The following is a 21,469-nucleotide window of genomic DNA, read 5'->3' on the forward strand; positions in this document are numbered from 1 at the left end:
GATTTAGGCGCCGGTGTGAACGGTGCCCGACCGGACGTGCTCGTAGTAGTCCTCGTACAGCGGCACTACGTGGTCAATATCGAAGGTCTCGACCGCTCGCGTCCGCGCCGCCGCGGCCATCTCGGCGTGCTGGTCCTCGTCGTGGAGGAGCGTCCGGGTGTGTTCGGTGAACGCGTCGACGTCATCGAGCGGGCAGAGGAACCCGGTCTCGCCGTGCACAATCAGCTCCGGCAGCCCGCCGACGTCGCTCGCCACGACGGGCACCTCGCAGGCCATCGCCTCCAGGGCGGCCAGGCCGAAGGTCTCCGAGCCGCTCGGCATCAGGAAGACATCGGCAATCGACAAAATCTCTTCGATCGGGTCCTGCTTGCCGAGGAAGCGGATGTCGTCGTAGACCCCGAGCTCCCGCGCCTTGCGCTCCGTGGGCACGCGGTCCGGTCCGTCGCCTACCAGCAGCAGCTTCACGTTTGACGTCCCGTTCTGTAAGCGGTGGAAAACCTCAACCACCTGGTCGGTGTTTTTGACGGGTCGGAAATTGGAGACGTGCACAATCACCTTCTCCCCATTGGGACAGAGCGCCTGCTTGAAGTGCTCCTTGTCTTGACGCACGAAGCGGTCGGTGTCGATGAAGTTGGGGATCACCTCGATGTCCTGTGAGACCTCGAAGTGGTCGTAGGTCTCCTGGCGAAGGTAGTCGGAGACAGCGGTCACCCCGTCGGACTCGTTGATCGACCACGTGACGACCGGGGCAAACGAGGGGTCCCGTCCGATGAGTGTGATGTCGGTGCCGTGGAGGGTGGTAACGATGGGGAGGTCCAGGTCCTCCGAGTCCAAAATCTGCTGGGCCATCACGGCGCTCGACGCGTGGGGCAGTGCGTAGTGGACGTGCAGGAGGTCCAGCCCCACGTGCTTGGCAATGTCCACCATCTTGCTGGTGAGCGAGAGGGTGTACGGGGGATAGTCGAAGAGCGGGTAGCTCTGGACATTTACCTCGTGGAAGAAGATGTTGCCGGCCACGTGAGAGAGCCGGAAGGGAAGATCCGAGGCGATAAAGTGGATTTCGTGGTCCCGCTCGGCGAGGCCCTTGCCGAGTTCGGTGGCCACGACCCCACTACCGCCGTAGGTGGGATAGCAAGTGATGCCAATTTTCATGGGAGGCTACAGCGGAGGCTTTCTCGACAAAAAGGTGGGAGGAAGCGTCGGGGCTTCAGCAAATCAGTGGTCCCTACTCGCTCTCCGGAGGGAGGTTGCAGGTCCCGCGGCCCACAGTCCTTTCTGCGGCAAATCGTAACAGCACGGGACCTCCGCGGCCTGCACCCGCAGGGCTTGGTTGGGGAAAAAGCCCTCGGTCGTGTCCTCAAGCATGGATAGACGGATCGGCCGAGACGGGTGGGAACTCTGCGTCGGGGGCGTTACTTTCTGAACCCGAGGCGCGTCCTTCCTGGTAGAGGATCAGAGGCCCGATGCCGATGGTCCACGGCACATACACACATTTCCTGTTGGACAGACCGATTCTTTTTATGCACACCTCCACGAAACAGACCGCGTACTCTGCCTTCTTCGCCCTCTTTCTACTCGGGCTCGTCGTCACGCCGGCGCAGGCTCAGTTGGGCGTATCAGGCGGGCTCAACTTCGAGTCGGCGGGCGACATCGAAACGAGCAGGACTGGCAATGCCACCCTCGATAACTCGACCGGATACCACGTCGGTCTGGTCTACGAATTGGGGCTCGGAGCCGCCACGATCCGCCCCGGCTTCTTTTACCGACGGGTGGGCACCTTCGAGTTTTCCGGCGATGTGCTGCAGGGAGAGACCCAATTTGACGTATCGTCCTGGCAGGTGCCGGTGGATGTTCGATTTACGGTACTGCCCACGCCGCTCGTCAAACCATACGTTCTGGCGGGGCCAATGGCCACCTTTCCACGAGGGGAGGGCGACTTCGGCGACGCGACGGAGGACATCTCGTATTCCCTCAACGTAGGAATCGGCGCGAACATTTCGATTCCGACCGTCTCCCTGAAGATTCAGCCCGAGCTGCGGTACGAGTTCGGAGCGAGCAAATTCATCAAAGACGACTTTGAAATTGGGGGCACCTCGTTTCAGCCTCAGGACAGCCCGAGTTTCAGTGCGTTCGGGCTACGCGTGAACGTGATCTTCTAGGCTGAAACCGGAAGCTCACAGTAGAGATGCTTTCTGGCCCGCTGCCCGTATTACAGGGCAGTGGGCCAAGCTATACAGGAGTCGTCCGCGGATCCTACGAGATTTGCTTAAAGAACCGGAAGCGCCGTTCGTCGACTGCGTACCGGCTGCGCTCCGGCGCCACGAATCCCCCTCGCTCCGCCCAGTAGGGCGCCGCTCGTCCCCGCATCGACCGCTCGCTGTAGAAGTGCCGCGTCTCGATCGAAAACGGGCGGTAGGCCGGCGCTGCTTGCCGCACGTAGCGTGCCACCCACAGGGCCTGGCGCCACCGCGGGAGCGGGGCCTCCGGCTGGAGCCGCCGGTAGAGGGCCCGCTTCGAGGAGCCGGGGTTGAAGGCGCTAAACTGGTAGGGGTCCAGCACGACCGCCCGGTAGGTGCGGCGGCCCCGGTAGGCGGTTTCCACGCGGTTGCGCACCACCCAGGCGACCAGTTCCTGCTCGTGGGGCAGCTTCGTCTCCGAGTAGATGGCCCGGGCGAGCCACAGGGTTGACTCTTCGAGGTTGGCCGGGGTGGGGAGCAGCGCGGACGATTCTTCCTGGGGCGAGTCGGCCTCCGACCGTGGGGCTGGCCCCGAGGCATGTGGCGTGGAGGGGGCGTATGCGGCGGAAAGCTGCTGGAGTGAGGGGGCCTCGCCGCCGCTGTCCCCCGCAGGGCTCGTCTCAGAGACCGATGCGTGCTGAGAAGCGTCGAGGCCGAGTTCGGGTCCAGAGTTCGGGGACACCGACCCCGCCGAAAAGACAAGAGTGCCAACGGATGCGCAAAGAAGAATCGTACGTTTGCTCATATACCGGTGTATGCTATTCGAAGGCCATCGGAGGCAGCGTTCGGGCCGGGAGGCCCTGCGACGCTCCAGGAAATGTATGCGACGAAGGTGCATTTTCGTACGATCATTTCGTCGCTCCGCAGTGAAAAACCATGGGGGGTCGATATAGGTTTCCGGTAGGCTATCTCCGTAACTTCCTGGAAAAGCAAATACTTATGACGGTAATTTTCTTCTTCATGCCCGGTTGTTTGTGTGTTGACAGTTCGTTCTTTTTCGCTTAATCTGCCCTCGGCGTGTTCTTAACAAAAGCGCTTTTCGTGGGCGTGTCCTCTACAATGTACTCGTGAACTTACTTTGTTCTTGCACCTGTGACCAGCCTGCAAATTCTTGCGGACGCCAATATTCCTCGTGTCGAAGACGCCTTCGAGCAATTCGGGACAGTGCGCCGGATGCCCGGCCGAGAGATGACGACATCGGACGTTGCGGCCGCGGACGTGCTCCTCGTACGGAGCGTAACGCCCGTCGGGCCGGAGCTGCTGAGGGGGACGACCCTGCAGTTTGTCGGGTCGGCGACCATTGGGACGGATCACATCGACCGGGCGTACCTGCGGGCGCAGGGCATTCCGTTCGCGCATGCCCCAGGCTCAAACGCCGACTCGGTTGCCGATTACGTAGTGGCGGCGGTGCTTGGGCTGGCCCGTCGCCGTGGCGTTCCGTTGGGAGAGCGAACGGTCGGCATCGTAGGGTGCGGCAACATCGGCGGTCGTCTCGCCCGTCGCCTCCCGGCGCTGGGGATGGACGTTCTCCGAAACGATCCGCCCCGGGCCCGGGCCGCCGAGGCCGACGGAGAGGCCCATTCATTCGTGCCCCTCGACACAGTGCTCGGGGCGGCCGACGTCGTGACGCTGCACGTTCCGCTGAAGGAGTCGGGGCCTGATCCGACCCATCACCTAGTGGATGCGGCGTTCTTGGATCGGCTCGGCGACAGGGCGTGGCTCCTGAACACCTCGCGCGGCGCGGTCGTGGACGGGGAGGCGCTGCTCGCGGCCCGGAGGCAAGGAGCAGTGGGGGCGGCGGTGCTGGACGTGTGGGAGAATGAACCCTCGCCCGCCCCGGCGCTCATCGAAGCCGCGGACCTGGCGACGCCCCACATTGCGGGGTATGCCTACGACGGAAAGGTGCGGGGCACGGAGATGCTGTACGAGGCGCTCTGCGAGGCACTGGGGGCGGAGGCGATGTGGACGGGAACGGATGCCATTCGTCCCGCCTCGGCGGACGCGCTGCGATGCCGGGCCCCGGATCCCCGGCTGTCCGCCGTGGAGTGGCGCTTCGAGCTCGCGCGGCAGGCGTACGACCCCGCGGTCGACGACGCGTCCCTCCGAGATCTGGTCGAATTGGGACCGGACGCACGGGGCGAGGCGTTCGCGCAGCTCCGGGCTGACTACCGCCAGCGGCGTGAGATGCAACAGCACACGGTGCCGGCGACGGCCGTTCCCGCCGAGCACAAGCGGGCCGTCATGGAGGGACTGGCGATGCAACTCGACTGAGTCCGTTCGGCGCTACGCCCGGTAGCCGTAGGAGCGGAGGACGTTCTTCCGGTCGCGCCAGTTCTCCTGCACCTTCACGTGCAGATTCAGGTACACAGAGCTCTTGACGAACGCCTCAATGTCCTCTCGGGCCGTCATTCCCACCTTCTTGAGGGCCTTGCCCCCCTCGCCGATCAGGATGCCCTTGTGCGACTCCTCCATGACGACGATCTCGGCGTCGATGTAGTCCTTCGTTCCCTCGGGCCGTTCCTCGTAGGCCACGACGTTGACCTGCACAGAGTAGGGAATTTCCTGGTGGTAGTGCTTGTACACCTTCTCCCGAATCATCTCGGCGACGAAGAAGCGCTCCGGGTGCTCGCTGATCCGATCCTTTGGGTAGAAGGGCGGGCCCTCCGGCAGGGTGTCGAGCACGAGGTGAAGGAGGGTCTGAAGGTTGAAGCCTTCCTTGGCCGAGGTCGGCACCACCTCGTCGAAGGCCCGGAGGTCCTCGTAGGACTCCACGAGGGGGAGGGTCTCCTGCTTCGGAATCAGGTCCATCTTGGTGAGGACCAGAAACGCCGGCGTATCGCCAATTTTCTTTAGGCTCTGGGTGTCCGGCTCGTCCTGAGTGGCCTCGTGGAGGAAGAGCAGAAGGTCGGCGTCCCGAATGGCCCCCTGCACCTGCCCCATCATGGTCTCGTGCAGGGCGTAGCGCGGCTCGATGATGCCCGGCGTGTCCAGAAAGATGGCCTGGTGCTCCGGCCCCGAGTGAATGCCAAGGACGCGGTTGCGGGTGGTCTGCGGCTTTTTGGTGACGATCGACAGCTTTTCGCCGAGTAGGGCATTCATCAACGTACTCTTGCCCACGTTGGGCTTGCCCACGATGGCGACGTAGCCGCTGGTGTGGTCGTCGGAGATGTCGTCGAAGAGGGGCTCGGAGTGCTCCATAAAGAAAAGGGTAGAAGAGGTGATCAAGAACAGGGGCTCCTACGGCTGGGCGTTCGCTACAGTCGTACGCATGTCGCGAACGGCCCGGTCCATGCCCACGAGAATTGCACGGGCCATCACGGCAAAGCCGATTGAAACCTCGGCGACATGGGGGACCGTCTCTCGGAAGAGAGAAAAGTTTTTGTAGTTCAGTCCATGTCCGGCGTGCACCCGGAGGCCCGCCTCGTGGGCTTCTTCGGCGGCCGCGGCCAACCGCTCGGCCTCCTCGCGCTGGGCGGCTTCCGTAGAGGCCTCGGCAAAGTCGCCGGTGTGGAGCTCGACGCAGTTGGCGCCCACCGCGGCGGCGGCGTCGAGTTGGGCCGGGGCCGGGTCGACGAAGAGGCTCACCTGGTCCACGCCGGCGTCGTAGAGGCGGTCCGTGACGGCGTCGAGGCGGGAGCGGTTCGCCGTGACGTCGAGCCCGCCCTCCGTAGTGATCTCTTCCCGCCGCTCGGGCACTAGCGTGGCCAGGTCCGGCACCACGTCGCAGCAGATGGAGACCACCTCTTCCTCAGTGGACAGCTCGAAGTCGAGTTTGCCGTTCACTGTCTCGGCGAAGAGCCGCACGTCTCGCTCTGTAATGTGACGACGGTCCTCACGAAGGTGAAAGACAATTCCATCCGCCCCGGCCTGCTCACAGCGCGCGGCGGCGTGCACAGGATCGGGGAAGGTCTCCTCGCGGGCGTTGCGGAGGGTGCCAACGTGGTCAACGTTAATGAGCAGGTTTGTCACGCGGGAAATACGGCTGATTTGAGGGTCGGGAGTTCGTTCGCTCTAACATCGGGGGAGGTCCTCTTGTTTTTTGAAGGGCGTGCAGGGAATTGCATTTCGCAGAGGAGCCCCCTATTTTCGGATCTGTCATCACATTTCTGCCTTGCCGTGCTCCTCACTTCGCGCGGGGCGGAAAACTCACCCGGTCATTTTTTGCCAACACGAACGAACGGCTCTCATGGCTACGAGCAGCGGAACGATCCAGACTGCCATTCAGGCCCTCCTGGTGGTTGTAATTGTCGGGCTTGCCTATTTCTTGTACCAGTCGGTCACCGAGCCCTACGAGCGCATCGAGCGGGAGCAGCGACTGACAGAGCAGACCCGCCAGCGCATGACGAACGTTCGAACGGCGCTCGTCGACTACGAGCGAGACAGCGCATCGTACCCGGACTCGCTGAATATTTTGCTCCAGCACGTTCGCGGGGATTCGATCCTCTCGACCCGACAGGACAGCGTGTTCGGACGCTCAGTCTCCCTCGATTCCCTGTTGTTCTCTCCCCGAACCGGCAACCGGTTCCAGTACGCCGTGAGCGACACTGGACGGGTTGAAACCTACCTGCTCGAAGACCCGGACACCGACGATCAGATTGGCACCCTGACCGGCGATCCCACGCAGGCGAACGCAGCCAGCTGGGAGTAGGCCCGTGGTTGGCAGGCCCATGGAACGCGGCAGACCAAGGCCCTGACGATGCAGGGCGCGCAATGTAGGCAGGAGTGAAAAACTATGCAGTCGATCTCGGCCGCGGTTCACATTCAGGGTCCGACGGTGCGGTACGCGGAAGTAGAACGAGACGGCTCGGACGTGGATCTCCGGCGGTTTGGGGAAGAGACCTTCGAGGTGGACATTGCGCGCGTCCTGTGGGGAGACACAAGCCCTGCGCCCCTCGACACGATTACGACCGCCCTGTCCCGCATTTTTGACGACACCGACGCATCGGACGTGGGACTGGTGCTCCATCCGGTGGATGCGTACAGCGTTCTCATGCCCCTCCCCGGAGGACTTTCGGCGGAGGAGCGCGACCGACGTGTGGCGTATCAGGCGGCCCTGGTTACGAACACCCGGTCGCCCGGAGCGCTCCATACCGTGTCGAAATCCGTGCGCACGACCGTGGAGGATGGCGAGACGGTCGAGTGGGTGCACGTTTTGGCCGTGCCCGAGCAGGTGGAGGCGCGCATGGAGGCCCTGTTCGCCGAGGTGTCCGGAGTGGACACGACAGGGCGCATCCTCAGCGCGGAGGCGGCGGCCCATCTAATGGGACTGTCGGAGGAGGGGGGGGCGCTGGCAACGGCGGCAGACGACGAGACGTATCAGCTCGGGATTGGGCAGTACGCAGGGCACACCGAATATGCCCTGACGCGGAACGGTAGTTGGCACCATGCCCACGCGGCCGAGAACGCCCCGACGGCCGAAGACCAAGTCTATTACGCCGTAGGAATGCTCAACCGGATTGGGATGGTGCCGGACGCGCTCGACGCTCTCGTCGTGTATGGGTCGGAGGTAGACGCCGTGGCCGGCGGTCCGTTCGAATCGGTATTCGAGAGCGCCCCTACTCTTCTCGACCCATTCGGGCGGCTGCACCGCATCTGGGAGCCGGATGCGGAGCAGCCCGGAGAGTACGTGCCATGCATCGGCGGGGCCCTGGCTCTGTCTGCGGAGTGAAAGGGACACGAGGAAAGAGGCACGTCCCCGTGCGACACCCCCATTGGGGATCTCTACCCCCGACAGGCGTTTATCACTTTCGAGGCTCGTCGGCTGTAGGGCCTCGTCGCAGCATCTGCTCATTTGGCAACCCTGATCCACTATGAAACTCATTGCCGGCCGGTTTGGCGGCCACGGCCTCAAAACGCCCTCTGGCCACGAGACACGCCCCTCCACGGCCCGGACGCGTGAGGCCCTGTTCGGGCTCATCGACGCCCGCATTTACCTTGAGGGCGCAGAGGTGCTTGACCTCTTTTCCGGCACGGGCGCACTCGGCCTGGAGGCCATCAGCCGAGGGGCGGAGCTCGTGACGTTCGTAGAGCAGAAACGCGAGGTCATCAACTACGCCCGAGAAAACGCCGAAAAGATTGGGGTGGAGGACAAATGTATCTTCATACAGGGGGACGCCGTGGAGTACCTGCGGACCTACCAGGGGCCGGCGCTCGACCTTATCATGGCGGATCCGCCCTACAAGCTGGACACCATGCAGGAGATGCCCGACCTGGCGGTGCCCCACCTCGACACCGATGGCGTTTTCACGCTCGAACACAGCTCGCACGACTGGTTCGATGAGCACCCCCGGCTGATGACGAGTCGGTCCTACGGGCGCACCATCGTGAGTCTATTTCGCCCCCCGCTTCCGCCCGAGGCAACGGACGACGTGACGAGCGACGCAGAGTCGGCCACGGAGTCCTCCCCGAAGACGTCTTAACCTGCTGCGCGCTTAGCTTGGACCCCTCGCCCCTGCATGGACCAGAATTTTGCCCTGTATCCCGGCACGTTCGATCCCTTCACGTTCGGCCACCGGGACGTTTTGGAGCGGGCCCTCCGCGTCTTCGACCGTGTGGAAGTGACCGTGGGCGTCAACCTCGAAAAAGAGACCCTCTTTTCGACCCAGGAGCGCACGACACTCGTGCGTCGATGCACCGAAGACCTGGACGGCGTGGAGGTGCAGGCCCACCAGGGGCTCATCGTGGATCGCGCGCAGGAGGTCGGCGCGGCGGCCCTGGTGCGAGGGCTCCGTCAGGTGAGTGACTTCGACGCGGAGTTCCGCATGGCCTTTGCCAACCGGAAGCTGGCCCCGGAGCTGGAGACCGTGTTCTTCATGACCTCCGAGGAGTACGCCCTCATCAGTTCCTCGATGGTGCGGGATGCTCATCGATGGGACGGGGACGTCTCGAAGTTCGTGCCGCCTCCGGTCGTGGAGGCGCTGGAGCAGAAGGGCGTGCCGGCCCGGTCGTAACAGCGCCTGGCCCGCGTATTGAGGCAAATGGTTCTCCTCAACGTCTCCCGCGTTGTTGGGCAGTCTGGACCGTGCACGGCCGGACGCGAGGCCTTTTGATTCGCCGCCGCGTCCTGTATCTTCACCGACACACATATCCCTCACTTACCCTTACGTGACGAATGGACACGCCGGACGACCTTTACTACACAGACGATCACGAATGGCTGCGCGTCGAGAACGGCACGGCCACCGTGGGCATCACAGACTTTGCACAGAGCGAACTCGGCGACATTGTTTTTGTCGAGCTAGAGCCGGAGGGGACGGAGCTTGGGCAGGACGACATCTTCGGGACTGTTGAGGCGGTCAAGACGGTGTCGGAGCTGTACATGCCCGCGGGGGGCACCATCACGGCGATCAACGAGGAGCTTGAGCTCGCGCCGGAGGTCGTAAACGAAGATCCGTACGGGGACGGATGGATGATTGAGATTGAACTCGCAGCGCCCGACGAGGCGGAGGAGCTGATGGGGGCTGACGCGTACGCGGAGGTCACGTGATCTCCCTTGCGCACGCTCCGTGCGCGCCGCTCGCGGGTCTGTCGAGAACAGGACCGCACGAAACGACTGGTTGCCATTGCACTCTGACATTCGCCCCTTCCCACCCCCCGTGTCGATGCACGACAGGATCGTTGTTCTGGACTTTGGTTCGCAGTACACGCAACTCATCGCGCGTCGGGTGCGTGAGACCGGAGTGTACTCGGAGATTCGCCCCTGCACCGTTGGGGCGGACGAAATCGACGCCCTGAACCCGAATGGCGTCATCCTCTCTGGGGGGCCCTGTTCGGTCTACGACGAGGAAGGGCCGACACTCGACCCGGCCCTGCTCAACCTGGAGCGGCCCGATGGCACTCCGGTGCCGCTGCTGGGCATCTGCTACGGCCTGCAGGCGATGGCACACCAGTTTGGGGGCGAGGTGGCGCGGGCCGACCGGCGCGAGTTTGGGCGGGCGCAGCTGCAGGTGCCCCCGGACGGGCAGGAGAAATCGCTTCTCTTCGAAGGCGTGCCGAGCGGCTCCACCGTCTGGATGAGCCACAGCGACCACCTGACGGACCTCCCCAGTGGCTACGAGGTGATTGCCCGGACCGACAATGCCCCGGTGGCCGCTGTGCGTGACACAGACGGGCCCTATTACGGCGTGCAGTTTCACCCGGAGGTAGTGCACACGGACTACGGCCGCCAGATTCTGGAGAACTTTGCGCACGAGATTTGCGAGTGCAGTGGGGACTGGACGCCTGCCTCGTTCGTGGAGGAGCAGACCGAAGAGATCCGGGCTCGAGTGGGCGACCGCCACGTCATCTTGGGCCTGTCCGGGGGCGTCGACTCGTCCGTCGCCGCAGCCCTTCTGCAGCGGGCCCTGGGCGATCAGCTCCACTGCATCTTCGTCAACAACGGCCTCCTGCGGAAGGGGGAGTGGGACCAGGTTCAAGATACGTTCCGGGGCCACTTCGAGATGGACCTGCGCACCACCGACGCTACGGACCGCTTTCTGGATCGGCTCGACGGGGTAACGGACCCGGAGGAGAAGCGGACCATCGTCGGCAATACGTTCATCGAGGTCTTCGAGGAGCAGACCGAGGCCATTGCTGCTGACCTGGGACACCGACCCACCTACCTCGCCCAGGGCACGCTCTACCCCGATCTGATTGAGAGCGTCTCATTCAAGGGGCCCTCCGTCACCATCAAGACCCACCACAACGTCGGTGGGCTGCCCGACGAGCTCGACTTCGATCTCATCGAACCCTTCCGGGAGCTGTTCAAAGACGAGGTGCGCGAGATCGGGCGTCTGCTGGACGTGCCGGACCCCATTGTGGGGCGCCATCCCTTCCCCGGGCCCGGCCTCGCCATCCGCATTCTCGGACAGATCACGCGGGAGCGGCTGGCCCTGCTGCGAGAGGCCGACGCCATTTTCATTGAGGAGCTGCGCGCCAACGACCTCTACGATGAGGTGTGGCAGGCATTCGCGGTCCTTCTTCCGGTGCAGGCGGTGGGCGTGATGGGGGACGAGCGCACCTACGAAAACGTGTGCGCCCTGCGCGCCGTGACCAGCGTGGACGGCATGACAGCCGACTGGGCGCATCTCCCCCACGACTTTCTCGGGCACGTCTCGAACCGCATCGTCAACGAAGTGCCCGGCATCAACCGGATTGTCTACGACGTGAGCTCCAAGCCGCCGGCAACCATCGAGTGGGAATAATAATGCTGCGAGGGAATGCTGCGTTGGGATGGGGAAGAGACAAGTTTCTTGGCGTCAATTCTTCAACATCGTCTCCCGTCTCCATGGTGACTCACCGCTTCAGGCCGGCCTGTGTGCTTGGGCTCCTTCTGCTTCTGAGTGTCGGGGCGTCGGCGACGCCGGGCCATGCTCAGGAGGCGGTGGCCGTTCCCGAAGTTGAGAATGCGGAGCTGCTGTTTGAGGAAGGAGTTGCGGCATTTGAGCGGGGCGAGTACAAGACGGCGCACGAGCGCTTTCGGTTGGTGAGCGAGTACGAGCTCAACCGAAAAACGACGGCCGCTCTGCTCATGGACGGCAAGGCCCTCGTTCAACTGCGCCGCTACCGGGACGCCATCGACCGGCTTGAGGCTCTTCTCAACCAATATCCGGAGACGACGTACCGGGACGAGGCAGAGCGGCTCCTTGAGCGGGCCCGGAGCCGGCTCCGAGAAGAGACGCAGGCCCCGGATACGCTCCGCGTCGGCGTGACGCTTCCGATGGGGGCCGCGGAGGTGTCCCTGTCCCAGGCCCTGTTCAACGGTGTTCGGCTGGCGGTCGACGAGCACAATGGCTTACGACGGCGGTTCATCCGTCCGCCCGGTCTGCGGACGGAGGCCGACACCTTTGAGGTCTACGACACGGCCCGCCGTGCGGGAGACAGCCTCGCGGCCGCGGACGGAGAAACCACCGTGGCTGCGCCGGCCGACACCGTTCGCGTCGACTCGCTGCGGGTCGTCGCGGAGCAGGTCGAGCGCCCGGACTGGGTCGCGAAGATGCACTTCCGTCGGACAGGCCCCCGGCCCAAGGCTGCACGGGCGGCGGTCGACTCACTCGTGCGCCTCGACGATGTGGACGTGATTCTTGGGCCCATCCGGAGCCGCGTGGCGCGGCCGGCGGGCGAGCGGGCCGAGGCTGCCCGCGTGCCTCTGGTGGCCCCGATGGCTACCGATGAGAGTGTGTCTGAAGGGAAGAACTACGTCTTCCAGGCCAATCCCACGATCCCGGACCGTGGGCGGGTCATGGCGCGGACCGCAAAAAATGGGCTCCTCATTGACCGCGTCGGGGTCATCTACGAGGAGGGCAATGGCCTGAGCGCGCGCATGGCCGAGGGCTTTCGGGCGGAGGCCCGCCGGCAGGACCTGACGGTGCCCCTGAGCATTCCGCTGCAGGGGGCACGGGACTGGTCGCAGCTGCCGACCCTCCTCGAAGACTCGACCCTCATCGAGACCGACTCCCTTCGCGCCCGGCGAGATTCGGCCGCCACCGATTCGCTGCTGGCCGAGACGGAGGCGCTTTATCTCCCCGTGTCGGGCCGTGGCACTGCGGGCAAGATTCAGGGGGCCCTCACGGGCCTTCGGCAAATTCTCCCCGGGAAGCGGGTGCTCGGCAACGCCGAGTGGCACGACCTTCCCTTCAAGGAGTCGGCCAGCACGGCCACCGCCACGTACACGAACGGCTTCTACGTGCAGACGGATCGGCCGGCCGTGCAACGGTTCGTCCGCCGATACCGCCTGCTTACGGGCAGCCCCCCGGACGAACTTTCCACCAACGGCCGCCGCCTAGCCTACGTGGGCTACGACGTGGCCCGCTTTCTGCTGACCACCCTCTCGCCGTCCGGCACAGGGCCCACGCCCCGGGCGCTCCGCACCGCTCCGACGTATGAGGGCCTTGGAATGAACATCGGCTTTCAGGGAGAAAATGGGAATCAGGCGCTGTTTATCCATCGCTACCGCGACCAACGGACGGAGCTTCTCCGGTAGAGACAAAGACCCTGCGGAGGAGGGGCGATCCATCTGGGCTTAAAGCTGCGGAGAGGAACAGACCCTCCCCCCTGTCGTTTCGGCCCGCGTTATCGCTTCCGCCCCAACTGTCACACCGAAAGCAGGGGCGGCCCTCTCGTCGACTGCCTTCATCGTAGTGGTCCCTTCATGCGTACGTCGGCTCTCGTTCCTGTTCTGCTGTTTGCGCTTCTCGGGGCCCTCGTCGGATGCTCGGGAGGCACCGAGCTTACCTACAGTGGGCCGGAAGAAGCGTACAAGAAGGGGGTTGCCGAGATGGAGGAAGGCGATCATCAGCAGGCCATTCGCTTCTTTCGGGCCGTGTTTGAATACGGGCGGGGGAACGAGTGGGCCCCCGATGCGCGCTTCAAGCTCGCCATGGCGCAGCGCGGGCTGAACAAGCATCTGGTGGCCGCGAACGAATTCCAGCGCTTCACGCAGCTCTACCGCAACGACGATCTCCTTCCTCGGGCCGAGTTTGAACGCGCCAACTCGTACTACCTCCGGTCGCCCTCGTACCGTCTCGACCAGTCGGACTCGGAGGAGGCCATCTCTCTCTTTCGTCTTTTCATTGACCGGCACCCGAACCACGAACTCGTGCCGAAGGCCGAAGAGAAAATCAATGAGCTCCGCGCGAAACTTGCACGGAAGAAGTACGAGGCGGGCCAGCTCTACGAGCAGCGCGACATGTGGCAGGCCGCCACGACAGTCTACGAACGTGCCTTTGATCAGTACCCAGACACACGCTGGGCCGACAACGCGCTTCTTGGTGCAGTACGGACGTACGTTCGGTACGCGGACCGAAGCGTGGAGAGCAAGCAGGCCGAGCGCTACCAGAAAGCGATCGAGAATTACAACCGGCTCACGCAACTCTTCCCCGAGAGCACTCTTCTTGGGCGGGCGGAGAACCTGTACAGCGAGGCCCGAGAAAAGCTCGATCGCGTGCAGGCCCGAGAGGGTGAGCAGTCGCTGGCGCAGGAGGATGCGTCGGGCGGCTCCAACTGACGAAGGGACTCTGTAGGCCCACCGTGCCCATGAATGTTGGTCTTTTTGGAGGGTCCTTCAACCCGCCCCACGTCGCCCATCTCATCGTCGCGGAGGTCGTCCGCGACCAGTTCGGGCTCGACGAGGTGTGGTGGATTCCCAACGCTACTCCGCCCCACAAGCCGGACGACGAGTTGGTGGCCGTGCAGCACCGGCTGGCGATGACCGAGCGCATGGTGGCGGACAACCCGGCCTTTCGCGTGTGCGGAATTGAGGTGGAACGGGAAGGCGTGTCGTACACGGTCGAGACGCTCCGTGTCTTGCAGGACCAGCATCCCGATACGGACTTTGCCCTCATCCTCGGCAGTGACAGCCTCGACCACTTTGCCGACTGGCACCGGCCCGACGAGATCGCTGAGCGCGTGCCGTTTATCGTGTACAAACGCCCCGGGGCCATCGAGTCGGTCGCCGATCCCCGCTTCGCGAACGATGTCCGGTACGCGGCTGCGCCCGTCCTGGAAATCTCGGGGACCGAGGTCCGCGCCCGGCGCCGGGCCGGCCGCTCCATCCGGTACCTCGTGCCGGAGGGGGTGCGCTCCTACATCGACACCCACGACCTCTACCGCGTACGAGACTGACGAGCGGATGGCACGCGTCCAGGGTCGTTGCGTCGGCGCCTGAACTTTGCGTTGTCCGACATCGTTTTTAGATCCCGACACGAGCTTGGCCTGAACGCCAGCCCCAAATGCCGTCACGCTTTCTGAACTGACACCCCAATGCCCATGGCGCTTACCGAATCGACGATGATGGAACTGGGCCACCCGGCCCCCGACTTTTCACTGCCCGCGGCCAATCCCGAGGTGGACGACCGGGGCGACGCACAGCGTTCGCTCGCGGACTACGACGAGGCCGAGGCACTCGTTGTCGTCTTCATGTGCAACCACTGCCCGTACGTGCAGCACATCGAGGGTGCCCTCCTCGACGCGGCGCGGGAGTATCAGGACGAGGGCGTACAGTTTGTGGGCATTTGTTCGAACGATCCGGAGCGCTATCCGGACGACTCGTTCGACAACATGGCCGAGCGGGCTCGGGAGAAGGACTACCCGTTCCCGTACCTGCAGGACGAGACGCAGGAGGTGGCCACGGCCTACAAGGCGGCCTGCACCCCAGACATCTACGTCTTCGACGACGACCGCACGCTCGCCTACCGCGGGCGCTTCGACGACACGCGTCCCGACGGGGACGAGGCACACGGGGACGACCTGCGCCAGGCCCTCGACGAGCTTCTCGCCGACGGCACTGTGACGATGGAGCAGGCCCCCTCCATGGGATGCAACATCAAGTGGAAGCCCGATGCGACCCCGGCCCACGCGGCGTAGGAGACCGGGCGCCAGGACGCGAGGCCGACCACGGGGGACGAGGCGGCCTCTCGCACCCCCAGTGTCATTTCTGGATGGTCATGTTTAGTGGACGCGCATTTCGGACCTGGACACACGTCGTTGCCGGGGCCTGCGGCATCGCTGCCCTCTTCCTAGGCGTGATGGTGATGGCCGAAGAGGTGATTGGCGATAGGGCGCGGGTCACGCGGGCGGCCCTCGTGATGAGTGCAGCGGCATTCCTCGGGTACATCGGGGTCGCCTGGCTCATCCGCCGCGACGAGGCCCACCCGTGAGAGTGCTTGCACAGGACGTCCTCCAGGAGAGCGAGAATCATGAGTGGAGTCCGTTTCGTTGGAGTGTATATCCGGACCTGATTCCATCTCTCCTAGATCTGGGAGCGCTTCCGGTTTATAAGAGCACGGTTCTGAGCCTTCATCTACACGCATTCAACCCCTGAGGTGATATCATGAGCAGCGACGCCGTCGAGAGTACCCCGGAGGAGGAGCGATCAGCCTTCGAAACGGCCCAGGAAGGGCAGGAGGACGTTGATCCGCGCACCATTCCGCAGACGCTGGAGGAGCCGCCCCCCGTGGGGGACGAGATCGAGTACCCGGGCTATCCAGAAGAGGACCACGAGACATGGCAAATTCTCGTGGAGCGTCAGATGGAGCAGCTCCCGGGCCGTGCCTGCGAGGCGTACATGCGGGGGCAGGACGTGCTGGGGCTGGAGGGAGACCGGATTCCGGATCTGGCGGACCTGAGTCGACGCCTCAACGAGGAGACCGGATGGGAGGTGGCCAATGTGCCGGGCCTGATCCACGAGAAGAACTTCTTCTCGCTGCTGTCGCAGCGCAAGTTTCCCTCCACGAACTACGTCCGTGGGCGGGAGGAGCTCGACTACACCCCGGCCCCGGACTGCTTCCACGACATCTTCGGGCACATGCCGATGCTCACACAGCCGGAGTTTGCTGACTTCTACCAGCTGTACGGCCAGGCAGCCCAGAACGCGGAGGGGGCCGACCGTCCCCGCCTGGAGCGATTTCACTGGTTCACAGTGGAGTTCGGGTTGATCCAGGAGCAGGGCGAGAAGCGAATCTTTGGGGCGGGCATCGTGTCCTCCAACGAGGAGGTGACGCATGCCCTCTCTGATGAGGTGACCCTTCATCCGTTCGATCCCGAGCACATCGTCGAAAAAGACGACTACGAAGTGTATAACCTGCAGGATGAGCTCTTCGTCCTCGACTCCTTCGAGCAGCTCGTGGACGGCTTCCGCGACTGGACGTCGAAGAACGGATTGCTGTAGGCGTCTCGTCCCACGCCCATTTGAAAGGCCAGTGCTGCGCCCCGTCCCGCCGGACCCCCGGCGGCGGGGCGCTTCCGTATGGATGCCGGGTCCCATGGAAAACATCCGTGGGGCCGTCGGTTGAAAACCCGTATTGAGCTTTCAAATTAGCCTCTCATGGGTTCTCATGGAGACAGAGACGGAGAAGCGGGTATCCGCGCGAATTACGGGGCGCGTGCAGGGCGTCGGATTTCGCAACTTTACGCAGCGGCGGGCCCGGCGGCTGGGGGTCACCGGCTGGGTGCGCAACGAGCCCGACGGGTCGGTCCGGTTGGAGGCGGAGGGGCCCACCGATGCGCTCGAGTCGCTCGTCGAAGCTGTTCACCAGGGCCCGCGCATGGCGCGCGTCCAGGAGGTCGACGCGGACTGGTCCGACGCCGACGATGAGTTCGAGGTCTTTCAGGTACGTCGCTGAGGCCGGAGAACGACCACGAATCCACTAGGAGAGATCGCCATGGGGCATTCATCAGGGCACGACGAGGAGACCGCTGGGGCGTCCCCGACGCAACTTGAACTGATCGACCACGCGGCCCAGCGTCTGGGGACGGCGGACCGCTCGGCCCCGCGACGAACGGCAGAGTGGCTGCTGACAGAGCTGCTGGACTGCGATCGAGCACATCTGTACGCCCATCCAGACCGGGCGGTCGCCTCGTCGGTGGCGCAGCAGTTCCGTGAGATGGTGGAGCGCCGCGTGCAGGGGGAGCCCCTGCAGCACATCCTCGGGTACGCTTCTTTTTACGGGCTGCGGCTGCGGGTGTCCCCGGACGTGATGGTGCCGCGCCCCGAGACCGAGGCGGTCGTGGACCGGGCATTGGCCTGTATCGAACACGTCTCGACACCCTGGGTGCTCGACGTCGGCACAGGGAGTGGATGCATTGCCCTTGCCCTCAAGCACGAACGGCCCGATGCGGCGGTGCAGGCCTGTGACGTCAGCACGGACGCTCTCGCCGTGGCCCGGGCGAATGCTCAAGACCTAGACCTCGACGTTCAGTTTCTTGAGGGTGATCTACGTACGGAGGCCCCGGACGCGACGCCACGAGGTGTGGACCTTCTGGTCTCCAATCCGCCCTACATTCCCGACGCGGAGGCCGAGTCTCTACCGCCCGTCGTGCGGGAGTACGACCCCGACCGTTCGCTCTTTGCCGGTCGCGATCCGCTTCGTTTTTACCGCGATCTCGTTGATTGGGCCCGGGAGTGCTGTGCGTCGGGGGCCTCATTCGTCCTAGAGGTGCATGCCGAGTACGCCGCCGAGGTGGCGGAATTGTTCGGGGGGGAAGGGATCGTGGAGGCGGTCCACACCGAAGAGGACCTGAGCGGGCGGCCGCGGGTCGTGTGGGGGCGAATCGAGCGGGCAGAGGCTAGTTGACGGCGGAGGAGCGTGGCGTCTCGAAGACGCGGGCGGCCTCCTGGTACATGATGGCGTGGAGGTCGGCGGTGGTCTCGGGGGTGTCGGCGTATCCTCCCGAGAGGAGGAGTGCCACCGGATGATTGTGGGCCTGAATCTGCTCCAGCACGTACCGATCGCGAGCGTGAAGGCCCGCGCGGGTGAGGGAGAGACGCCCAAACCGGTCGTCCGTCGCCACGTCAATCCCCCCGAGGTAGAACACGAGGTCCGGCTGCACCGCGTCTAGGGTCTGGGGAAGGTACGATTCCAGCGTGTCGAGGTACGACTGGTCGCCGGTCGCATCCTCAAGGGGGACGTCGAGGGAGGAGGGGGGCTTCTCGAACGGGTAGTTCTTCCCCCCGTGCATCGAAAAGGTAAAGACCGACTCGTCGTCCGCGAAGACGGCCGCGTTGGCGTTGCCCTGGTGCACGTCGAGGTCTATGATCAGGACGCGCTGAACCCAGCATGCCGCCTGCAGCACGCGGACGGCGATGGCCACGTCGTTGAGCACGCAGAAGCCCTCGCCGTGGCCGGGGAAGGCGTGGTGGGTGCCGCCCGCAAGGTTGGCGGCGACGCCGTCTGTGAGCGCCATGAGGGCCGCGTTAATAGTGCCCTGCACGGCCAGCCGGGACCGGTAAACGAGGCGCTCCGACCAGGGAAGCCCCATGCGCCGCTCGGCATGGTCGGACAGGCTGCCCTCGGCAAGCTGCGTCAGGTAGTCGGAGGTGTGAACGCGTCGCAGGTCCGTCCAGTCGGCCTGCCGGGGGGTGACCACGTCGGTCGGGTGGATGAGCTCCTCGTCCAGAAGCCGCTGGTGGAGGGCCGGGAACTTGGCCATCGGAAACGGATGCCCCTCGGGGAGGGGGACGTAATAGCCGTCACAGTAGCTGACGCGCATCGAGCTCAGAAGCCTGCGGCTTGATAGAGGAGTGGCGTATAGGAAGAACGATGCGCTGTACGCAAATGCGCGAAGCCAAGGTCCGAACTGTGCTCGGAGAAAAATGAAAAGCAGGGCACATAAAAAACGCCAGGAAGGCCGTCTGGCCCTCCTGGCGCCGTAATGCTCGTCTTTTCGTTTCGCTAGCAACCCTAGAAGTCGCGGAACTCTAGGAGCTGTTTCAGAGACCGTTCCTCGCTCCCGAACACTGTATGTTTTCTATGAGGTGGTCAGTCAGATGCGAGACGAAAAGTGTTGCGTGTAAAGAGCCCTAGTGAGTCTTTAATCATTCGGATTGGTGTTGTGCGGCTCCGGAGGATTGGTCGTCCCCCCATCTTCATGCATTGTGTTGTGATCCTGTCCCTGTCGGACCTCAACTGGTTCCTCCTCAGATACCTGGGGGCCGCTTACGGTGTTGGTGCACCCACCGAGAAGAAAAGCCCCGGCGAAAGCAAAGGTAGCAAGGTATGATGTGACGGTCGTGTAGAGCGAGCGCTTCATGACTACAGGGTGTGTTGGCATGATTTTAGCGACGAAGATTCATCGTTTACATTATACACCTCTTGGGTAAATTGCAACCATATTGCAGCCAATTTCGGTAACTATGGATCATCTATACGTAAAATGTTCCGGAGTGACCGTTCTCCTTGTAAGTCTTCTACTTGGGTCCTGTGCCGCGAGTGGCCAGCCGGCTTCTCCTCTAAAGCTCTCCTTATCGCAGGAGCGGCCGCCCGTTCAAGATTCGGTGTCGCAGGACGCCCCTTCCGAGCGTGGACTCCCGTTTCCGAGTCAACTCCATTCCCCACTCGACCGCTCCACCCAAACCTGGAGCATTGCCCAAGACAGGCGGGACCTCATCTATGTCGCCAGTAACCATGGGGTCCTCCAGTACGATGGTGAAGAGTGGGACCGGATACCTACGACCCCTGCGACCTCTGAAACTCCCACTCGCTCCGTAGCCGCCGACAGTCTGGTCTATGTCGGTACCCGAGGAGACTTTGGGTATCTCCGGCCCGATTCAATAGGGACTCTGAAGTACAAATCCCTTCTGCACCACGTCCCTACAGAGAAGCGGGATTTCGCGGACGTATGGAATACACACGTTATCGGTAAGGATGCGTATTTTCAGTCTGGGGAATACCTTTTCCGATGGGATGGAGAGGGAATCACTTCATGGAGAGCGAAAGGAAAATTCCACACGTCTTTCGTAGTGAATCAGACGCTGTACGTGAAAGATGTGAATCAAGGCTTATTTCGCCTCAAAGGTGACTCTCTTCGGATGGCTCAAGGTGGTGAGGCATTGGACGAAACACCGATATACATGATGGATGCTCGTCCCGACGGAAGCTTGATTCTCGCGACACAGAACCGCGGTCTTCTCGTCCAGGATGACGAATCGTTTCGGTCTCTTACGCCGGAACTGACATCCTTTCTGAGTCAGAACGATCTCTACCACGGGACGTCTCTTTCGGGAGGTCGCTATGCACTAGCGACGATCAGGGCCGGGGTGGTGATCGTCAACTCGAACGGGGAGGTGGTGCGCGTCCTGGACGACTCGTCCGGACTCCCCGTCAATGTTGTAAATCACGTATTTGCGGGCCGGGAGGGACAGCTCTGGATGGCCCTCAATAATGGCCAGGTGCTTCAGTCCAACCTGAATGCCCCGCTTACTATCCATGATGAGCAGACGTCCCTGGGTGGGGGCATCCGAGAGATTCACAAGCACGAGGACACCACCTACGTGTCCACGACGACTGGCCTCCACGTTCTCAAGCCGACTGAGAGCCAATCGCCAGGAGAACGGAGTGCCCGGTTTGAATCCTGGGGGGGCGACCTCCCGGTTGTGAAAGATATGGAAACAGTCCAGAGAGACCTTCTTGCAGCCACCAAGGAAGTTGGACTGTACCACCTGGAGGGCCGCTCGAAGCGACAGATTGGGAGTTGGGAGCGAACCTGGGGTCTCACCGAAGCTTCAGAAGGAGATTTCCTGTATGCGGCTACAACCGATGGGGTGAAAGGAGTCGCCCGCCGGAATGGCCGGTGGTCGGCTTCATCGATTTCCGGTCTCGACAAGGAAGTTCGAAGTGTTGCTTCAATGGGGGATGGTATTCTCTGGGTTTCAACGTTCGATGATATGGTCATTCGTGTCTCTCTTTCTCCCGACCGCCAAAGCATAACCGATACGACGAGTTACGGCACCGAAGCAGGGCTACCGGAAGGATACAAGG

23 protein-coding genes are annotated in these 21,469 nt (G+C 63.3%); 16 read left to right on the top strand and 7 right to left on the bottom strand.

What is annotated here, in order from left to right; translation table 11 throughout:
* Positions 1–3: 3 nt before the first annotated feature.
* Positions 4–1,152, bottom strand: coding sequence for an N-acetyl-alpha-D-glucosaminyl L-malate synthase BshA (gene bshA, locus OJB03_RS06825; protein WP_263786151.1), 1,149 nt, complete (start codon positions 1,150–1,152; stop codon positions 4–6).
* A gap of 368 nt (positions 1,153–1,520) precedes the next feature.
* Here bshA and OJB03_RS06830 point away from each other — a divergent pair, with 368 nt between their 5' ends.
* Positions 1,521–2,159, top strand: a complete 639-nt coding sequence (locus OJB03_RS06830; protein ID WP_263786152.1) for a porin family protein — start codon at positions 1,521–1,523, stop codon at positions 2,157–2,159.
* Positions 2,160–2,253: 94 nt separating this feature from the next.
* Here OJB03_RS06830 and OJB03_RS06835 read toward each other — a convergent pair whose 3' ends face one another.
* Positions 2,254–2,982 (bottom strand): cell wall hydrolase, encoded by a 729-nt coding sequence (locus OJB03_RS06835; protein WP_263786153.1) that lies wholly within the window; start codon positions 2,980–2,982, stop codon positions 2,254–2,256.
* A gap of 347 nt (positions 2,983–3,329) precedes the next feature.
* Here OJB03_RS06835 and OJB03_RS06840 point away from each other — a divergent pair, with 347 nt between their 5' ends.
* Positions 3,330–4,508 (top strand): 4-phosphoerythronate dehydrogenase, encoded by a 1,179-nt coding sequence (locus tag OJB03_RS06840; protein ID WP_263786154.1) that lies wholly within the window; start codon positions 3,330–3,332, stop codon positions 4,506–4,508.
* 12 nt (positions 4,509–4,520) lie between these two features.
* Here the strand turns inward: OJB03_RS06840 and era are convergent, their stop codons facing one another.
* Entirely contained in the window at positions 4,521–5,435 is a 915-nt protein-coding gene (gene era / locus OJB03_RS06845; RefSeq protein WP_263786155.1) for a GTPase Era, read from the bottom strand.
* Between the two features lie 39 nt (positions 5,436–5,474).
* Positions 5,475–6,206: a pyridoxine 5'-phosphate synthase gene (locus tag OJB03_RS06850; RefSeq protein WP_263786156.1), complete on the bottom strand. Its 732-nt coding sequence runs from the start codon at positions 6,204–6,206 to the stop codon at positions 5,475–5,477.
* Positions 6,207–6,423: 217 nt separating this feature from the next.
* On the opposite strand from OJB03_RS06850, the gene OJB03_RS06855 reads away from it, so the two are divergent.
* The 14 genes from OJB03_RS06855 (at position 6,424) to prmC (ending at position 18,286) form a co-directional block, all read left to right on the top strand.
* Entirely contained in the window at positions 6,424–6,885 is a 462-nt protein-coding gene (locus tag OJB03_RS06855; RefSeq protein ID WP_263786157.1) for a hypothetical protein, read from the top strand.
* Between the two features lie 84 nt (positions 6,886–6,969).
* Entirely contained in the window at positions 6,970–7,905 is a 936-nt protein-coding gene (locus OJB03_RS06860) for a hypothetical protein (RefSeq protein WP_263786158.1), read from the top strand.
* Between the two features lie 142 nt (positions 7,906–8,047).
* Positions 8,048–8,656 carry an RsmD family RNA methyltransferase gene (locus OJB03_RS06865; protein WP_263786159.1) on the top strand — a complete coding sequence of 203 codons (609 nt, stop codon included), beginning with the start codon at positions 8,048–8,050 and terminating at the stop codon, positions 8,654–8,656.
* Between the two features lie 36 nt (positions 8,657–8,692).
* Positions 8,693–9,187 (top strand): pantetheine-phosphate adenylyltransferase, encoded by a 495-nt coding sequence (gene coaD, locus OJB03_RS06870; protein WP_263786160.1) that lies wholly within the window; start codon positions 8,693–8,695, stop codon positions 9,185–9,187.
* Between the two features lie 161 nt (positions 9,188–9,348).
* A complete protein-coding gene (gene gcvH, locus OJB03_RS06875; protein WP_263786161.1) occupies positions 9,349–9,723 on the top strand; it encodes a glycine cleavage system protein GcvH in 375 nt (124 codons plus the stop codon).
* 115 nt (positions 9,724–9,838) lie between these two features.
* Positions 9,839–11,419 (top strand): glutamine-hydrolyzing GMP synthase, encoded by a 1,581-nt coding sequence (guaA, locus tag OJB03_RS06880; RefSeq protein WP_263786162.1) that lies wholly within the window; start codon positions 9,839–9,841, stop codon positions 11,417–11,419.
* A gap of 83 nt (positions 11,420–11,502) precedes the next feature.
* Entirely contained in the window at positions 11,503–13,197 is a 1,695-nt protein-coding gene (locus tag OJB03_RS06885) for an ABC transporter substrate-binding protein (protein WP_263786163.1), read from the top strand.
* Positions 13,198–13,365: 168 nt separating this feature from the next.
* The gene (locus OJB03_RS06890; RefSeq protein ID WP_263786164.1) at positions 13,366–14,220 is read left to right on the top strand and encodes an outer membrane protein assembly factor BamD; all 855 of its coding nucleotides are present in this window, start codon (positions 13,366–13,368) and stop codon (positions 14,218–14,220) included.
* A 29-nt stretch (positions 14,221–14,249) separates the two neighbouring features.
* Positions 14,250–14,837 carry a nicotinate (nicotinamide) nucleotide adenylyltransferase gene (nadD, locus tag OJB03_RS06895; protein ID WP_263786165.1) on the top strand — a complete coding sequence of 196 codons (588 nt, stop codon included), beginning with the start codon at positions 14,250–14,252 and terminating at the stop codon, positions 14,835–14,837.
* A gap of 144 nt (positions 14,838–14,981) precedes the next feature.
* Complete coding sequence (locus tag OJB03_RS06900) at positions 14,982–15,578, top strand: thioredoxin family protein (RefSeq protein ID WP_263786166.1); 597 nt, start codon at positions 14,982–14,984, stop codon at positions 15,576–15,578.
* Between the two features lie 80 nt (positions 15,579–15,658).
* Complete coding sequence (locus OJB03_RS06905) at positions 15,659–15,871, top strand: ABC transporter permease (protein WP_263786167.1); 213 nt, start codon at positions 15,659–15,661, stop codon at positions 15,869–15,871.
* A gap of 173 nt (positions 15,872–16,044) precedes the next feature.
* Positions 16,045–16,881 (top strand): phenylalanine 4-monooxygenase, encoded by an 837-nt coding sequence (locus tag OJB03_RS06910; RefSeq protein WP_263786168.1) that lies wholly within the window; start codon positions 16,045–16,047, stop codon positions 16,879–16,881.
* Positions 16,882–17,047: 166 nt separating this feature from the next.
* Positions 17,048–17,335, top strand: a complete 288-nt coding sequence (locus tag OJB03_RS06915; RefSeq protein WP_263786169.1) for an acylphosphatase — start codon at positions 17,048–17,050, stop codon at positions 17,333–17,335.
* A gap of 39 nt (positions 17,336–17,374) precedes the next feature.
* The gene (gene prmC, locus OJB03_RS06920) at positions 17,375–18,286 is read left to right on the top strand and encodes a peptide chain release factor N(5)-glutamine methyltransferase (RefSeq protein ID WP_263786170.1); all 912 of its coding nucleotides are present in this window, start codon (positions 17,375–17,377) and stop codon (positions 18,284–18,286) included.
* Here prmC and OJB03_RS06925 read toward each other — a convergent pair.
* The 3 genes from OJB03_RS06925 to OJB03_RS06935 form a co-directional block, all read right to left on the bottom strand.
* The gene (locus OJB03_RS06925) at positions 18,279–19,202 is read right to left on the bottom strand and encodes a histone deacetylase family protein (protein WP_263786171.1); all 924 of its coding nucleotides are present in this window, start codon (positions 19,200–19,202) and stop codon (positions 18,279–18,281) included. The genes prmC and OJB03_RS06925 overlap by 8 nt on opposite strands.
* A gap of 321 nt (positions 19,203–19,523) precedes the next feature.
* Positions 19,524–19,742, bottom strand: coding sequence for a hypothetical protein (locus tag OJB03_RS06930; protein WP_263786172.1), 219 nt, complete (start codon positions 19,740–19,742; stop codon positions 19,524–19,526).
* A 985-nt stretch (positions 19,743–20,727) separates the two neighbouring features.
* Positions 20,728–20,919 (bottom strand): hypothetical protein, encoded by a 192-nt coding sequence (locus tag OJB03_RS06935; RefSeq protein ID WP_263786173.1) that lies wholly within the window; start codon positions 20,917–20,919, stop codon positions 20,728–20,730.
* Between the last annotated feature and the right edge of the window lie 550 nt (positions 20,920–21,469).

The organism is Salinibacter grassmerensis, assembly GCF_947077765.1.
Taxonomy (GTDB): Bacteria; Bacteroidota; Rhodothermia; order Rhodothermales; family Salinibacteraceae; genus Salinibacter; species Salinibacter grassmerensis.

Excerpts from the sequence above, each read along its gene's own strand:
- OJB03_RS06885 (WP_263786163.1), top strand. The coding sequence starts at position 11,503 with ATGGTGACTCACCGCTTCAGGCCGGCCTGTGTGCTTGGGCTCCTTCTG.
- guaA (WP_263786162.1), top strand. The coding sequence starts at position 9,839 with ATGCACGACAGGATCGTTGTTCTGGACTTTGGTTCGCAGTACACGCAA.
- OJB03_RS06900 (WP_263786166.1), top strand. The coding sequence starts at position 14,982 with ATGGCGCTTACCGAATCGACGATGATGGAACTGGGCCACCCGGCCCCC.
- coaD (WP_263786160.1), top strand. The coding sequence starts at position 8,693 with ATGGACCAGAATTTTGCCCTGTATCCCGGCACGTTCGATCCCTTCACG.
- nadD (WP_263786165.1), top strand. The coding sequence starts at position 14,250 with ATGAATGTTGGTCTTTTTGGAGGGTCCTTCAACCCGCCCCACGTCGCC.
- era (WP_263786155.1), bottom strand. The coding sequence starts at position 5,435 with ATGGAGCACTCCGAGCCCCTCTTCGACGACATCTCCGACGACCACACC.
- OJB03_RS06830 (WP_263786152.1), top strand. The coding sequence starts at position 1,521 with ATGCACACCTCCACGAAACAGACCGCGTACTCTGCCTTCTTCGCCCTC.
- OJB03_RS06910 (WP_263786168.1), top strand. The coding sequence starts at position 16,045 with ATGAGCAGCGACGCCGTCGAGAGTACCCCGGAGGAGGAGCGATCAGCC.
- gcvH (WP_263786161.1), top strand. The coding sequence starts at position 9,349 with ATGGACACGCCGGACGACCTTTACTACACAGACGATCACGAATGGCTG.
- OJB03_RS06835 (WP_263786153.1), bottom strand. The coding sequence starts at position 2,982 with ATGAGCAAACGTACGATTCTTCTTTGCGCATCCGTTGGCACTCTTGTC.
- OJB03_RS06925 (WP_263786171.1), bottom strand. The coding sequence starts at position 19,202 with ATGCGCGTCAGCTACTGTGACGGCTATTACGTCCCCCTCCCCGAGGGG.
- OJB03_RS06855 (WP_263786157.1), top strand. The coding sequence starts at position 6,424 with ATGGCTACGAGCAGCGGAACGATCCAGACTGCCATTCAGGCCCTCCTG.
- OJB03_RS06890 (WP_263786164.1), top strand. The coding sequence starts at position 13,366 with ATGCGTACGTCGGCTCTCGTTCCTGTTCTGCTGTTTGCGCTTCTCGGG.
- prmC (WP_263786170.1), top strand. The coding sequence starts at position 17,375 with ATGGGGCATTCATCAGGGCACGACGAGGAGACCGCTGGGGCGTCCCCG.
- OJB03_RS06935 (WP_263786173.1), bottom strand. The coding sequence starts at position 20,919 with ATGGATAGTAAGCGGGGCATTCAGGTTGGACTGAAGCACCTGGCCATT.
- bshA (WP_263786151.1), bottom strand. The coding sequence starts at position 1,152 with ATGAAAATTGGCATCACTTGCTATCCCACCTACGGCGGTAGTGGGGTC.
- OJB03_RS06865 (WP_263786159.1), top strand. The coding sequence starts at position 8,048 with ATGAAACTCATTGCCGGCCGGTTTGGCGGCCACGGCCTCAAAACGCCC.
- OJB03_RS06930 (WP_263786172.1), bottom strand. The coding sequence starts at position 19,742 with ATGAAGCGCTCGCTCTACACGACCGTCACATCATACCTTGCTACCTTT.
- OJB03_RS06905 (WP_263786167.1), top strand. The coding sequence starts at position 15,659 with ATGTTTAGTGGACGCGCATTTCGGACCTGGACACACGTCGTTGCCGGG.
- OJB03_RS06915 (WP_263786169.1), top strand. The coding sequence starts at position 17,048 with ATGGAGACAGAGACGGAGAAGCGGGTATCCGCGCGAATTACGGGGCGC.
- OJB03_RS06860 (WP_263786158.1), top strand. The coding sequence starts at position 6,970 with ATGCAGTCGATCTCGGCCGCGGTTCACATTCAGGGTCCGACGGTGCGG.